At 65.1% G+C, this 13068-nt stretch carries 12 protein-coding genes, 1 pseudogene and 1 riboswitch; of the genes and pseudogenes, 7 read left to right on the top strand and 6 right to left on the bottom strand.

Features of this window, described 5'->3' with window-relative positions:
• Positions 1-46: 46 nt before the first annotated feature.
• The 5 genes from IB232_RS01460 (at position 47) to IB232_RS01440 (ending at position 4930) form a co-directional block, all read left to right on the top strand.
• Positions 47-1015, top strand: coding sequence for a 2-hydroxyacid dehydrogenase (locus IB232_RS01460; RefSeq protein ID WP_192396789.1), 969 nt, complete (start codon positions 47-49; stop codon positions 1013-1015).
• A 31-nt stretch (positions 1016-1046) separates the two neighbouring features.
• Positions 1047-2042 (top strand): class I SAM-dependent methyltransferase, encoded by a 996-nt coding sequence (locus IB232_RS01455; protein WP_192396788.1) that lies wholly within the window; start codon positions 1047-1049, stop codon positions 2040-2042.
• Between the two features lie 121 nt (positions 2043-2163).
• Positions 2164-3561: an amino acid permease gene (locus tag IB232_RS01450; RefSeq protein ID WP_412547707.1), complete on the top strand. Its 1398-nt coding sequence runs from the start codon at positions 2164-2166 to the stop codon at positions 3559-3561.
• Positions 3562-3593: 32 nt separating this feature from the next.
• A riboswitch (yybP-ykoY riboswitch) is annotated at positions 3594-3707 on the top strand.
• Between the two features lie 94 nt (positions 3708-3801).
• The gene (locus IB232_RS01445) at positions 3802-4383 is read left to right on the top strand and encodes a TMEM165/GDT1 family protein (RefSeq protein ID WP_192397253.1); all 582 of its coding nucleotides are present in this window, start codon (positions 3802-3804) and stop codon (positions 4381-4383) included.
• A gap of 103 nt (positions 4384-4486) precedes the next feature.
• Positions 4487-4930 carry a ketosteroid isomerase-related protein gene (locus IB232_RS01440; protein ID WP_192396786.1) on the top strand — a complete coding sequence of 148 codons (444 nt, stop codon included), beginning with the start codon at positions 4487-4489 and terminating at the stop codon, positions 4928-4930.
• A gap of 33 nt (positions 4931-4963) precedes the next feature.
• Here the strand turns inward: IB232_RS01440 and IB232_RS01435 are convergent, their stop codons facing one another.
• A complete protein-coding gene (locus IB232_RS01435; protein ID WP_192396785.1) occupies positions 4964-5779 on the bottom strand; it encodes a M48 family metallopeptidase in 816 nt (271 codons plus the stop codon).
• Positions 5780-5954: 175 nt separating this feature from the next.
• Between IB232_RS01435 and IB232_RS23840 the strand changes: the two are divergent.
• Positions 5955-7235, top strand: a pseudogene (locus tag IB232_RS23840) (HAMP domain-containing protein); the annotation flags it as partial.
• Positions 7236-7250: 15 nt separating this feature from the next.
• Positions 7251-8093 (top strand): methyl-accepting chemotaxis protein, encoded by an 843-nt coding sequence (locus IB232_RS23835; RefSeq protein ID WP_412547706.1) that lies wholly within the window; start codon positions 7251-7253, stop codon positions 8091-8093.
• A gap of 92 nt (positions 8094-8185) precedes the next feature.
• On the opposite strand, the gene ispD is transcribed toward IB232_RS23835, so the two are convergent.
• The 5 genes from ispD to IB232_RS01405 form a co-directional block, all read right to left on the bottom strand.
• Positions 8186-8896, bottom strand: a complete 711-nt coding sequence (gene ispD, locus IB232_RS01425; protein ID WP_192396783.1) for a 2-C-methyl-D-erythritol 4-phosphate cytidylyltransferase — start codon at positions 8894-8896, stop codon at positions 8186-8188.
• The gene (gene ftsB, locus IB232_RS01420) at positions 8893-9174 is read right to left on the bottom strand and encodes a cell division protein FtsB (protein WP_137974343.1); all 282 of its coding nucleotides are present in this window, start codon (positions 9172-9174) and stop codon (positions 8893-8895) included. Before ftsB ends, ispD begins: the two co-directional genes overlap by 4 nt.
• 61 nt (positions 9175-9235) lie before the next feature.
• Positions 9236-10525: a phosphopyruvate hydratase gene (gene eno, locus IB232_RS01415; RefSeq protein WP_192396782.1), complete on the bottom strand. Its 1290-nt coding sequence runs from the start codon at positions 10523-10525 to the stop codon at positions 9236-9238.
• A 42-nt stretch (positions 10526-10567) separates the two neighbouring features.
• Entirely contained in the window at positions 10568-11413 is an 846-nt protein-coding gene (kdsA, locus tag IB232_RS01410) for a 3-deoxy-8-phosphooctulonate synthase (RefSeq protein ID WP_192396781.1), read from the bottom strand.
• Between the two features lie 10 nt (positions 11414-11423).
• Positions 11424-13052, bottom strand: a complete 1629-nt coding sequence (locus IB232_RS01405; protein ID WP_192396780.1) for a CTP synthase — start codon at positions 13050-13052, stop codon at positions 11424-11426.
• Between the last annotated feature and the right edge of the window lie 16 nt (positions 13053-13068).

Genomic DNA, 13068 nt, shown 5'->3' with positions numbered 1-13068 from the left:
CTGGCAACCTTACGCCAGTCCTTCGTATTCGCAACAGGTACAGCCGATGACCAACAACCCTCGCGCGGTCTTCCTCGATCACGCCTCCCTCGATCTCGGCGATCTAGACATGGCGCCGCTGCGCCAGGTATTCGGCGAGCTGGTCCTGCACGACGCCTCCACCAGCGAACAGGCCGCCGACCGCCTGCAGGGCGCCCAGGTGGCGATCAGCAACAAGGTGCGCCTGGATGCCAACACCCTGGCCGCCTGCCCCGAGCTCAGGCTGATCCTGGTTTCCGCCACCGGCACCAACAACGTCGACCTGGCCGCCGCCCGCGCCCGTGGCATCACGGTCGCCAACTGCCAAGGCTATGGCACCGCCTCGGTCGCGCAGCATGCATTGATGCTGCTACTCGCCTTGGCCACCCGCCTGCCGGATTACCAGGCCGCGGTCCGTGACGGCGCCTGGCAGCGCGCCAGCCAGTTCTGTCTGCTCGACTTCCCGATCATAGAACTGGAGGGAAAGACCCTCGGCATCCTCGGCCACGGCGAGCTGGGCGGTGCCTTCGCCCGCCTGGCCGAGGCCCTGGGCATGCACGTGCTGTATGGCGCACTGCCCGGCCGGCCGGCCCGCGCCGACCGCCTGCCGCTCGATGCGCTATTGCCACAGGTCGATGCCCTGAGCCTGCACTGCCCGCTGACCGAACAGACTCGCCACCTGATCGGCGCCGCCGAGCTGGCGCTGATGAAGCCCCGTGCGCTGCTGCTCAATACCGCCCGCGGCGGCCTGGTCGACGAGCAGGCCCTGGCCGATGCCCTGCGCGCCGGCCAGCTGGGTGGCGCGGCCTTCGATGTGCTCAGCGACGAACCGCCACGTAACGGCAACCCGCTGCTGGCGGCGGACATCCCGCGCCTGATCATCACCCCGCACAACGCCTGGGGCAGCCGCGAGGCACGCCAGCGCATCGTCGGTCAGCTGTCGGAGAACGCCAGCGCCTTCTTCGCCGGTACGCCCAAGCGAGTGGTCAGCGGGTAAACTACGCGCCCTTTTCTACCCGGAGATCGCCATGGACCCACGAAGCGAGGTGCTGTTGCGCCAGGCGGAGCTGTTCCAGGGCGATCTGCTGCTGGCCGGCCTGCCGGCCGACGACCTGCTCGGCCAGCTGCCCCACGCCCATGGCTGGAGCTGGCATGCCGGCGAGCAGAACACCCTGGAAGCACGCTTCGCCGGGCGCAGCCAGTTCGGCACCGGCGTGCCCGAGCACTCCTTCGCTGGCGCGGTACTGTTCCTGCCCAAGTCCCGCGAACTCACCGACTACCTGTTGCAGGCCCTGGCTGCACGCCTGGCCGGCCGCGAGCTGTACCTGGTCGGTGAGAAGCGCGGCGGCATCGAGCGCGCCGCCAAACAACTGGCCGTCTATGGCAGGCCGCGCAAGCTGGACAGCGCACGCCACTGCCAGCTGTGGCAGGTGACGGTGGACAACGCCCCGGCAGCGCCGGACCTGCACGGGCTGGCCCAGCGCTTCGAGCTGGATCTCGCCGACGGCCCGCTGCAGGTGCTGAGCCTACCCGGCGTGTTCAGCCACGGCCGTCTGGACCGCGGCAGCGCCCTATTGCTAGAGCAGCTGGATGGCCTGCCGCAGGGTCACCTGCTCGACTTCGGCTGCGGCGCTGGCGTGCTCGGTGCCACGCTCAAGCGCCGCTATCCGCATAGCCAAGTGAGCATGCTCGACGTGGACGCCTTCGCCATCGAGAGCAGCCGCCTAACCCTGGCCGCCAACGGCCTGGACGCCGAGGTGATCGCCGGCGACGGCATCGATGCAGCACCGCAAGGCCTGGCGGCCATTATCAGCAACCCGCCCTTCCACACCGGTGTGCATACCGACTACCAGGCCAGCGAGCACCTGTTGCGCCAGGCCGCTCGGCACCTGGACAAGGGTGGCGAGCTGCGCCTGGTGGCCAACAGCTTCCTCAAGTACCCGCCGCTGATCGAACAGCACCTGGGCCCCTGCAAGACCCTGAGCGAGGCCGACGGCTTCCGCATCTATAGCGCCCGCCGCTGACCCTCTCTCCACCTCACTCGAGCGTCCGCCCCGGGCCGACGCTCCGGAGCTATTTTCCGTGACCGACAGTAGTACCCAGCAACCGCACCTGCAGCGCGCGCTCAAACCCCGCCACCTGAACATGATCGCCATCGGCGGCTCCATCGGCACCGGCCTGTTCGTTGCCTCCGGCGCCACCGTGGCCACTGCCGGCCCAGGCGGCGCCCTGCTGGCCTATGCGCTGATCGGGGTGATGGTGTACTTCCTGATGACCAGCCTGGGCGAGATGGCGGCGCACATGCCGGTATCCGGTTCGTTCAGCACCTATGGCAGCCGCTTCGTCGACGAAGGCTTCGGTTTCGCTCAGGGCTGGAACTACTGGTACAACTGGGCGGTGACCATCGCCGCCGAGCTGGTGGCGGCGCAGCTGATAATGAGTTTCTGGTTGCCGGAGGTGCCCGGCCTCTACTGGAGCGGCCTGTTCCTCGGCCTGATGTTCCTGCTCAACTTCGTCTCGGTGAAGGGCTTCGGCGAGAGCGAGTTCTGGTTCGCCCTGATCAAGGTGCTGGCCGTCGTGGTGTTCATCGGCATCGGCCTGGCTACCATCCTCGGCATGATGGGCGGCATCGAATCGCCAGGTTTCAGCAACTTCACCGCGGGCGACGCGCCCTTCGTCGGCGGCCTGCAGGCCATGGTCGGGGTGGCGATGATCGCCGGCTTCTCGTTCCAGGGCACCGAGCTGATCGGCATCGCCGCCGGCGAGTCGGAGAACCCGCGCAAGAACATCCCCATCGCCATCCGCCAGGTGTTCTGGCGCATCCTGATGTTCTACATCCTGGCCATCTTCGTGATCGGCATGCTGCTCCCCTACACCGACCCCTGCCTGCTGCAGAACGACGCCAGCGACATCAGCGTGTCGCCCTTCACCCTACTGTTCGAGCGCGCCGGCTTTGCCGCAGCGGCCAGCGTGATGAACGCGGTGATCCTCACCGCCATCCTCTCGGCCGGCAACTCCGGCATGTACGCCTCGACCCGCATGCTCTACAACCTGGCCAGGCAGGGCAAGGCGCCGCGCCTGTTCGCCCGCTTGTCCAACAGCGGCGTGCCGCGCAACGCGCTGTACGCCACCACGCTGGTCGGCGCGCTGTGCTTCTTCACCTCCATCGTTGGCGACAGCACCTTGTACACCTGGCTGCTCAACACCTCAGGGATGTGCGGCTTCATCGCCTGGCTGGGCATCGCCGTATCGCACTACCGCTTCCGCAAGGGCTACCTGGCCCAGGGCGGGCGTCTGGAAGACTTACCTTATCGGGCCAAGCTGTTCCCCTTCGGTCCGCTGTTCGCCTTCGCCCTGTGCCTGGCCATCACCCTGGGGCAGAACTACCAGGCCTTCGTCGGCGAGCACATCGACTGGGCCGGCCTGGTCGCCACTTACATCAGCCTGCCGCTGTTCCTCGCCATCTGGCTCGGCTACCGCCTGAAACACGGCAGCCGGCTGGTGCGCTACAGCGAGATGGACGTGCGCGGCGGCGACGACTGAACTTGCCCCGCGCGGGCGGCTTGGGCACAATGCGCGCCGTCCTAGGGGAGTAGTCTCCCGTGAGCGCCAGCTCACCCGGCATGCGTCAACACACTTGCTCAGCAGAGCATGGCGCATGCGACCCAAGGCCCGCGCGGCCTGGGGTTTGACAAGACCTATGACACGCACACCTCAACCCGGGGCGGGGAGGTAGTACGTGTCATAGAACAGTCAAACCCGCCCCTGTAGGAACGCCTGATGTTGGAATCCCTGCTGGTCCCCACCGGAATCGTTGCCCTCGCCGAAATCGGCGACAAAACGCAGCTGCTCGCCCTGTTGCTGGCCTGCCGCTTCCGTCGCCCCTGGCCGATCATCTGGGGCATCGTCCTGGCCACCCTGGCCAACCACTTCGCCGCAGGTGCCGTGGGCAACTGGGTCGCCGGCTTCTTCTCGTCCACCACCCTGAGCTGGATTCTCGCCGCCTGCTTCGCCGCCGTCGCCCTGTGGACCCTGGTGCCGGACAAGCTGGACGATGACGAGGAATCCCACCTCAAGCGCTTCGGCCCCTTCCTCACCACGCTGATCGCCTTCTTCCTCGCCGAGATGGGCGACAAGACCCAGATCGCCACCGTGATGCTGGCGGCGCAGTACCCGGACTTCCTCATGGTGGTGATCGGCACCACCCTGGGCATGCTGATCGCCAATGTGCCGGTGGTGCTGATGGGCAACTTCGCTGCCGATCGTCTGCCGCTGGCGCTCATTCGTCGCCTGGCCGCCCTCGCCTTCGCCGCCCTGGCCATCTATGCAGCCTGTCAGGCACTAGGGTTCGTCGGCGGTCTGTGATCACAGGTCACGAGAACTGGCATACAAACGGGGCGTGTATCGCGTCGCAGTACTGGGTAACCTGAGCAACGAATTGCGCAGTCCGGTGCTGAAGGAGCAGTACATGTCCCTGGATGAAATGAAGAAACGCGTGCGCCAGCACATCGATCTGACCTGGAACCGCGGGCGCATGGCGCTGGCCGAGCAGATGCACGGCCCGGACTTCCTCTACAAGAGTTCGTTCATCGGCCGCCCACTGAGCAGCGCCGCCTTCGCCCAGATGGTGCAGGACATCCGCAGCGCCATGCCGGACATGGAAGTGGTGATCGAGGATTGCATCGCCGAGGGCAACAAGGTGGTGACCTGGAGCACCCTGATTGGCACCATCGAGAAGCCGGCCTTGGGTTATCCGCCCAGCGATAAGGTGCTTAGCATCTCGGCCATGGCTTTCTGGACCCTGGCGCCGAACGGCGATATCCGCGAGATCTGCACCATGTTCGACATGGAGAGCTTCCGCGCCCAGCTCGGCCTGGAAACCCGGTCCTTCGCCGAGAAGGCCCTACCCTGATAGGACAACGGCACCCACGGGCGCCGTTTTTCGTTACTTCTTGGCCTGCTGGTAGAGCGGCATCACCTTGGGAATGGCCGCCTGCAGCGCGGCGATGCGGCTGCCCGACGACGGGTGGGTGCTCATGAACTCCGGCGGCGCCCCGCCGCCGGCCTTGCTCATCTTCTGCCACAGACTGACCGCCGCGTTCGGGTCGTAGCCGGCGCGCGCCGACAGCTCCAGACCGATGATGTCCGCCTCGTTCTCGTTGGAACGACTGTTGGGCAGAGTCATCAGGTATTCCACCCCGGTATCGGCCACCTGCTTGCCGGCCTCGCCCAGTCCCAGTAGAGCCGCCCCCACCTGAGTCGCCATCTGCGTGCCATAGGCCTTGGACATGGCCTCGCGGCTGTGCTCGCGCAGGGCGTGGGCGATCTCGTGGCCCATCACCGCCGCCAGCTCGGCATCGGTCAGCTGCAACTGCTCGATCAGGCCGCTGTAGACGATGATCTTGCCGCCCGGGCCGCAGTTGGCATTGAGCTCTTCACTGTCGATCAGGTTGACCTGCCAGTCCCACTGCGCGGCGTCGGCACGGAACACCGGCGCCTGGGCGATCAGGCGGCGAGCGATGGTCTGCACCCGCTGCGCATTCCGGCTGCTCTTGTCCAGCACACCCTGGCTGGAGGCCTCGCTGAGGGTCTGCTGATAGGCCTGGGAATACATGCTGTCCACTTCCTGAGCAGACAGCATGCTGAACATGTACTGCTTGCGCTCCACGCCCACCGCGCCGCCGCTGGTGGTATTCACGGCTTGGCAAGACGCCAGCAGGGAAAGGCTGGCCAGGGCAGTCAGGCGAAACAGGCTGTGCATATCGAATCTCCGGGTAATACAGGCGCCGTATGCTAGGCCGCCAGACGCAACGGGACAATGCTCCCGCTTGCACTCTGACCGCTGGCGATCTTTGCTAGTTGCAGAGGCGCTAATGCTTTTATGCGGCGCGGCCGATAAGCCAGGGACAGGCACAACCCGATGATGTGGAGTTCCTATGCGCTTCAAGTCCATCCAGTTCTCCGTGGCGTTCCTGGCCGGAGCAAGCATTCTGGCCGTGGTAGTGGCGTTGGTGCTGTACGCCCTGTTCGCCGGGACACGCACGCAAACCCTGGTGCAACAGCGCACCCAGGAACTATTGCAGGAGTCTATCCATCAGCGCCTGCGCGCCATCGCCGATGCCCAGGTTGGCAAACTGCAGCGCCAGTTCGAGCAACCCATGCTGCTGGCCAAATCCATCGCCACGCTGAACAGCCGCCTAGGCCAGAACATGCCCGATGGCACCGTACTGGGCACCAGCCGCGAGGAGTTGAGCGCGCTGATCGGCGAATACCTGAAAGACAATCCGGACCTGATCGATCTGTATATCGGGTGGGAGGCCAATGCCTTCGATCAGGACGACGATCTCTACACCGGCCAGAAGGACAACGGCTACGACGCCAGCGGCCGTTTCATGCCCTGGTGGTACCGCGACGGCGGCCAACTCAAGCGCGAGCCGCTCACCGTCGAGTTGATGGAAGGCCAGGAGCGCCAGGCCACTGGCGTGCGCACCGGCGAGTACTATCTGTGCCCGAAAGAGACCGGCAAGCCCTGCGTGATCGACCCCGCGGCCTATGACTTCGGCGGCAAACAGGTATTGGTCGCCTCGTTCAACGCGCCGATCATGGTCGGCGGTCAATTCAAGGGCATCGTGGGCAACGACCTGGCCCTGGACTTCATCCAGGAACTGCTCAACCAGGCCAAGCAGCAGCTCTATTCCGGGGCCGGTGAGCTGGCGCTGATCTCCGCCAACGGCAACCTGATCGCCGCCACCAAGAACGCCAGCCTGATCACCCAGCCTGCCGAGAAGGCGGTCGGCACCGAGCTGCTGCAGCAACTCAAGCAGAACGCCAGCGACGAAACCATCCTGCGCCTGGACGAGCAGAGCCAGAAGATCCAGTTGCTGCAACCCTTCCGCGTGGCCGGCACCGAGACCCGCTGGGCCCTGGCCATCGAACTGCCCACCGAGGCGGTGCTGGCCGAACTACGCCAGCTACAGGGCGAACTGACCGAGCAGGCCAATCAGGACACCTTGGGCATGGCCCTGGTCGGTCTGGTAGTGGCAGCCCTCGGTCTGCTGGTGATCTGGTTCGTCGGCTACGGCATCGCCCGCCCGCTGAAGGACATGGCTGCCATGCTCGACGATATTGCCAAGGGCGACGGCGACCTCACAGTGCGCCTGCAGGTGGACCGCGCCGACGAGCTAGGGCAGATCGCCAGCGGCTTCAACACCTTCCTCAACAAGCTGCAGAACATGATCCGCGACGTGGTCACCTCGGTGCAGAAGGTCAGCGACTCCTCCGAGCACACCGCCGACATCGCCATCCGCACCAATCAGGGCGTGCAGCGGCAGATGGCCGAGATAGACCAGGTCGCCACCGCCGTGCACGAGATGACCGCCACCGCCCAGGACGTGGCGCGCAACGCCACCCAGGCGGCGGAAGCGGCCAGTCATGCCGACCGCTCGGCCAACGATGGCAAGCGCATCGTCGAGGGCACGGCCAAGGCGATTTCCGCCCTGGCTGGCGAGATCGGCCGCGCCGTGAGTGTGGTGCAGACCCTGGCCAAGGACAGCGAGAACATCAACGCCATCCTGGTAGCAATCCGCGGCATTGCCGAGCAGACCAATCTGCTGGCGCTCAACGCCGCCATCGAGGCGGCGCGGGCCGGCGAGCAGGGCCGCGGTTTCGCCGTGGTGGCCGACGAGGTGCGTAACCTGGCGCAGAAGACCCAGCAGGCCACCGAAGAGATCCAGAGCATGATCCAGCAGCTGCAGCACGGCACCCGCGAGGTGGTGACCGTGATGGAGCAGAGCCAGGCGCGCACCGACGACAGCGTGCAGCAGGCGCAGATTGCCGCCTCGGCGCTGGAAAACATCACCCAGGCGGTGTCGGTGATCAACGACATGAACACCCAGATCGCCAGCGCCGCCGAGGAACAGAGCGCGGTAGCCGAGGACATCAACCGCAATGTCACCAATATCGGCCAGGTGGCCGCCGAGGTGGCGGGCGGCGCCGACGAGGCCAGCGGTGCCAGCGCCGAGCTGACCAAGCTGGCCGAGCAACAGCGGCGGCTGATCAATCAGTTCCGGGTCTAACGAGAGTCAGCGGACGGCGTTAGGAACGGTAGCCCGGACTTCAGTCCGGGACAGATGACAGACCCCGGACTGAAGTCCGGGCTACACCGCTGTCAGACCTTGTGCGCCCAGCGCTGGCGCAGCCACTCCAGGTCTTCCGGGCGGGTGATCTTGAGATTGTCCGCCCGTCCCTCCACCAGCTTTGGCGCCTGCCCAGCCCATTCCAAGGCCGAGGCCTCGTCGGTGATGGCCACACCGGCCACCAGCGCATCGGCCAGGGCCCGATGCAGGGCAGCGAAGCGGAACATCTGCGGCGTATAGGCCTGCCAGATCAGGCTGCGGTCCACGGTCTCGGCTACCCGGCCATCGGCACCGGCGCGCTTGAGCGTATCGCGAGCCGGCACGGCCAGCAGGCCGCCGACCGGATCGTTCGCCAGCTCACCGAGCAGACCATCGAGGTCGCTGCGCGCCAGATTGGGCCGCGCGGCGTCATGCACCAGCACCCAGTCATCGGCTTCGGCGCCCAGCTCCAGCAACTGCAGCAGGCCTGCCAGCACCGATTCGGCACGCTCGGCACCGCCGGCGGCGCGGCAGATGCGTGGGTCATTGGCACAGGCCAGGGTCGGCCAGAAGGGATCGTCCGATGCCAGGCTAAGCACCAGGCCCTTGAGCTGCGGATGATCGAGGAAACAGTAGAGGCTGTGTTCGAGGATGGTCCGCCCGGCCAGCTGTAGATACTGCTTGGGGCGGTCGGCACGCATGCGCGAGCCGATACCGGCGGCGGGAATCACCACCCAGAAGGCGGGAAGTTCGGGGTTGTTCATTCGGCCAGCTGATAGAGGGTCTCGCCCTCTTTGACCATGCCCAGCTCGTGGCGGGCGCGCTCTTCCACGGTCTCAGTGCCTTTCTTCAGCTCCAGCACTTCGGCCTCGAGGATGCGGTTGCGCTCGAGCAAGCGCTCGTTCTCGCCCTGCTGATCGGCGATCTGGCGCTTGAGCTCGGTCACCTGGGCCAGGCTGCCCTCACCCACCCACAGGCGATACTGCAGGCCGGCCAGCACCAGCACGAGGGCGACAAACAGCCAGTAGGGAGCTTTCGACATCGGTACAGAAATATCCATATGAAAAAGGGCAGCTTGCGCTGCCCCTTTTACCATTCCCGGCTTAGCCGCGGAACTCGGCGCGGCCTTTATAAGGCGCTTTCCCGCCGAGCTGCTCTTCGATACGCAGCAGCTGGTTGTACTTGGAGACGCGATCCGAACGGCACAGGGAGCCGGTCTTGATCTGGCCGGCGGCGGTGCCCACGGCCAGGTCGGCGATGGTGCTGTCCTCGGTCTCACCGGAACGGTGCGAGATCACCGCGGTGAAGCCGGCGGCCTTGGCCATCTGGATGGCTTCCAGGGTTTCGGTCAGCGAGCCGATCTGGTTGAACTTAATCAGGATCGAGTTGCCGATCTTCTCGTCGATGCCGCGCTTGAGGATCTTGGTGTTGGTCACGAACAGGTCGTCGCCGACCAGCTGCACCTTGTCGCCGATCTTGTCGGTCAGGACTTTCCAGCCAGCCCAGTCGGACTCGTCCATGCCGTCTTCAATGGAGATGATCGGGTAGCGCTGGGTCAGGCCGGCCAGGTAGTCGGCGAAGCCTTCGGCGCTGAATACCTTGCCTTCGCCTTCCAGGTCGTACTGGCCGCCCTTGAAGAACTCGGAAGAAGCGCAGTCCAGGGCCAGGGTGATGTCGTCACCCAGCTTGTAGCCGGCGTTGGCCACGGCTTCGGCGATGGCGGCCAGGGCGTCTTCGTTGGAGGCCAGGTTCGGCGCGAAGCCGCCCTCGTCACCCACGGCGGTATTCAGGCCACGGGCCTTCAGCACGGCTTTCAGGTGGTGGAAGATCTCGGCGCCCATGCGCAGGGCGTCGGCGAAGTTCTTGGCGCCGACCGGCTGCACCATGAATTCCTGGATGTCGACGTTGTTATCGGCGTGCTCGCCGCCGTTGATGATGTTCATCATCGGTACCGGCATGGAGTAGACGCCCGGAGTGCCATTGAGGTCGGCAATATGTGCGTACAGCGGCACGCCCTTGGCCTGAGCGGCGGCCTTGGCAGCGGCCAGGGACACAGCGAGGATGGCGTTGGCGCCCAGCTTGCCTTTGTTCTCGGTGCCGTCCAGCTCGATCATGGCCAGGTCGAGAGTCTTCTGCTCACGGGCATCTTTGCCCAGCAGCAGGTCGCGGATCGGGCCGTTGATATTGGCCACGGCCTTGAGCACGCCCTTGCCCAGGTAACGGCTCTTGTCGCCATCGCGCAGTTCCAGCGCTTCACGGGAACCGGTGGAGGCACCGGACGGCGCGCAGGCGCTGCCGATGATGCCGCCTTCGAGGATTACATCGGCTTCTACGGTGGGGTTGCCACGGGAGTCGAGAACCTCACGGCCCTTGATGTCGACGATCTTTGCCATTCTTGCTAGCTCCAACAGTTGAAAGGTGCGGGATCGAGGGGCTTATGCCGTCTCGATCGGGGCAAAACTTTTGACCAGATCATCCAGCTGCTTGAGCTGGCTGAGGAAGGGTTCCAGCTTGTCCAGGCGCAGGGCGCAAGGACCGTCGCACTTGGCGTTGTTCGGATCCGGATGGGCTTCGAGGAACAGGCCGGCCAGGCCCTGGCTCATGCCGGCCTTGGCCAGGTCGGTGACCTGGGCGCGGCGGCCACCGGCGGAGTCGGCGCGGCCGCCCGGCATCTGCAGGGCGTGGGTGACGTCGAAGAACACCGGGTAGTTGAACTGCTTCATGATGCCGAAGCCGAGCATGTCCACCACCAGGTTGTTGTAACCGAAGGAGGAACCGCGCTCGCAGAGGATCAGCTGATCGTTACCGGCCTCTTCGCACTTGGTCAGGATGTGTTTCATCTCCTGGGGCGCAAGGAACTGGGCCTTCTTGATGTTGATCACGGCGTTGGTTTTGGCCATGGCCACCACCAGGTCGGTCTGCCGCGAGAGGAAGGCCGGCAGCTGGATGATGTCGCAGACCTCGGCCACTGGCGCAGCTTGATGCGGCTCGTGCACGTCGGTGATCACCGGCACGCCGAAGGTCTTCTTCACTTCCTCGAAGATCTTCATGCCCTCTTCCAGGCCCGGGCCACGGAAGGAGGTGACGGAGGAGCGGTTGGCCTTGTCGAAGCTGGCCTTGAACACGTAGGGGATGCCGAGCTTCTCGGTGACCCGCACGTATTCTTCGCAGGCCTGCATCGCCAGATCGCGCGATTCGAGGACGTTGATGCCGCCGAACAGCACGAACGGCTTGTCGTTGGCGATCTCGATATCGCCGACCTTGATGATCTTCTGGGTCATGTCCTTTGCCTTATGCCTTGCCGGCCTGCTTCAGCGCGGCCTTGACGAAGCCGCTGAACAGCGGGTGGCCGTCACGCGGGGTGGAAGTGAATTCCGGGTGGAACTGGCAGGCGACGAACCACGGATGATCCGGAGCCTCGACCACTTCGACCAGCGCACCGTCGGCGGAGCGACCGGTGATCTTCAGGCCGGCCTGCTCCAGTTGCGGCAGCAGATTGTTGTTCACCTCATAGCGGTGGCGATGGCGTTCGACGATCACGTCCTTGCCATAGCACTCGCGCACGTTGGAGCCGTCGATCAGCTGGCAGTCCTGGGCGCCCAGGCGCATGGTGCCGCCCAGGTCGGAAGCGTCGGTACGGGTCTCGGTAGCGCCGGTGGCGTCCTGCCATTCGGTGATCAGACCGACCACCGGATGGCCGCTGTTCTGATCGAACTCAGTGGAGTTGGCGTCCTTCCAGCCCAGCACATTGCGGGCGTACTCGATCACCGCCACCTGCATGCCGAGGCAGATGCCCAGGTAGGGAATCTTGTTCTCGCGGGCGTACTGCACGGTCTTGATCTTGCCTTCCACACCGCGCAGCCCGAAGCCGCCCGGCACCAGGATGGCGTCGACACCTTCCAGCTTGGCGGTGCCTTCGTTCTCGATCTCTTCGGAGTCGATGTAGCGCAGCTTGACCTTGGTACGGTTCTGGATGCCAGCGTGGCCCATCGCCTCGATCAGCGACTTGTAGGCATCCAGCAGCTCCATGTACTTGCCGACCATGGCGATGGTGACTTCCTTCTCCGGGTTCAGCTTGGCATCCACCACGCGGTCCCACTCGGAGAGGTCGGCCGGGTTGCATTGCAGGCCGAAGCGCTCGACGACGATGTCGTCCAGGCCCTGGGCATGCAGCACCGACGGAATCTTGTAGATGGTGTCGACGTCTTCCAGCGCGATGACCGCGCGCTCTTCGACGTTGGTGAACAGGGCGATCTTGCGCCGCGAGGCCAGGTCGATCTCGTGATCGGAGCGGCACACCAGCACGTCCGGCTGCACGCCGATGGAGCGCAGCTCCTTGACCGAGTGCTGGGTCGGCTTGGTCTTGGTCTCGCCGGCGGTGGCAATGTACGGCACCAGGGTCAGGTGCATGAACATGGCACGCTTGGCGCCCAACTCCACGCGCAGCTGACGCGCGGCTTCGAGGAACGGCTGGGACTCGATATCGCCCACGGTACCGCCGATCTCGACCATGGCCACGTCGGCATCGCCGGCGCCCTTGATGACGCGGCGCTTGATCTCGTCGGTGATATGCGGGATCACCTGGATGGTAGCGCCCAGGTAGTCACCACGGCGCTCCTTGCGCAGCACGTCTTCGTAAACGCGGCCGGTGGTGAAGTTGTTGTTCTTGGTCATCGTGGTGCGGATGAACCGCTCGTAGTGACCCAGGTCGAGGTCGGTCTCAGCGCCGTCGTGAGTGACGAACACCTCACCGTGCTGGAACGGGCTCATGGTGCCCGGATCGACGTTGATGTAGGGGTCCAGCTTGAGCATCGTGACCTTCAGGCCCCGCGCCTCCAGGATGGCCGCCAAAGAAGCCGAGGCGATGCCTTTCCCCAAAGAAGAAACAACACCGCCCGTGACGAAGATGTAGCGCGTCATGAAAAATCCTAGAAGT

The sequence above is a fragment of the Pseudomonas sp. PDM15 genome (genome assembly GCF_014851565.1).
In the GTDB taxonomy this organism is placed as follows: domain Bacteria; phylum Pseudomonadota; class Gammaproteobacteria; order Pseudomonadales; family Pseudomonadaceae; genus Aquipseudomonas.
This window is presented reverse-complemented; position numbering and strand designations above follow the sequence as displayed.

Bases quoted from the DNA above. Each gene is read 5' to 3' on its own strand.
- IB232_RS01435 (WP_192396785.1), bottom strand. From the start codon at position 5,779: ATGCACAGCCTGTTTCGCCTGACTGCCCTGGCCAGCCTTTCCCTGCTG.
- IB232_RS01440 (WP_192396786.1), top strand. From the start codon at position 4,487: ATGTCCCTGGATGAAATGAAGAAACGCGTGCGCCAGCACATCGATCTG.
- IB232_RS01460 (WP_192396789.1), top strand. From the start codon at position 47: ATGACCAACAACCCTCGCGCGGTCTTCCTCGATCACGCCTCCCTCGAT.
- kdsA (WP_192396781.1), bottom strand. From the start codon at position 11,413: ATGACCCAGAAGATCATCAAGGTCGGCGATATCGAGATCGCCAACGAC.
- eno (WP_192396782.1), bottom strand. From the start codon at position 10,525: ATGGCAAAGATCGTCGACATCAAGGGCCGTGAGGTTCTCGACTCCCGT.
- IB232_RS23835 (WP_412547706.1), top strand. From the start codon at position 7,251: ATGATCCGCGACGTGGTCACCTCGGTGCAGAAGGTCAGCGACTCCTCC.
- ispD (WP_192396783.1), bottom strand. From the start codon at position 8,896: ATGAACAACCCCGAACTTCCCGCCTTCTGGGTGGTGATTCCCGCCGCC.
- ftsB (WP_137974343.1), bottom strand. From the start codon at position 9,174: ATGTCGAAAGCTCCCTACTGGCTGTTTGTCGCCCTCGTGCTGGTGCTG.
- IB232_RS01455 (WP_192396788.1), top strand. From the start codon at position 1,047: ATGGACCCACGAAGCGAGGTGCTGTTGCGCCAGGCGGAGCTGTTCCAG.
- IB232_RS01450 (WP_412547707.1), top strand. From the start codon at position 2,164: ATGATCGCCATCGGCGGCTCCATCGGCACCGGCCTGTTCGTTGCCTCC.
- IB232_RS01405 (WP_192396780.1), bottom strand. From the start codon at position 13,052: ATGACGCGCTACATCTTCGTCACGGGCGGTGTTGTTTCTTCTTTGGGG.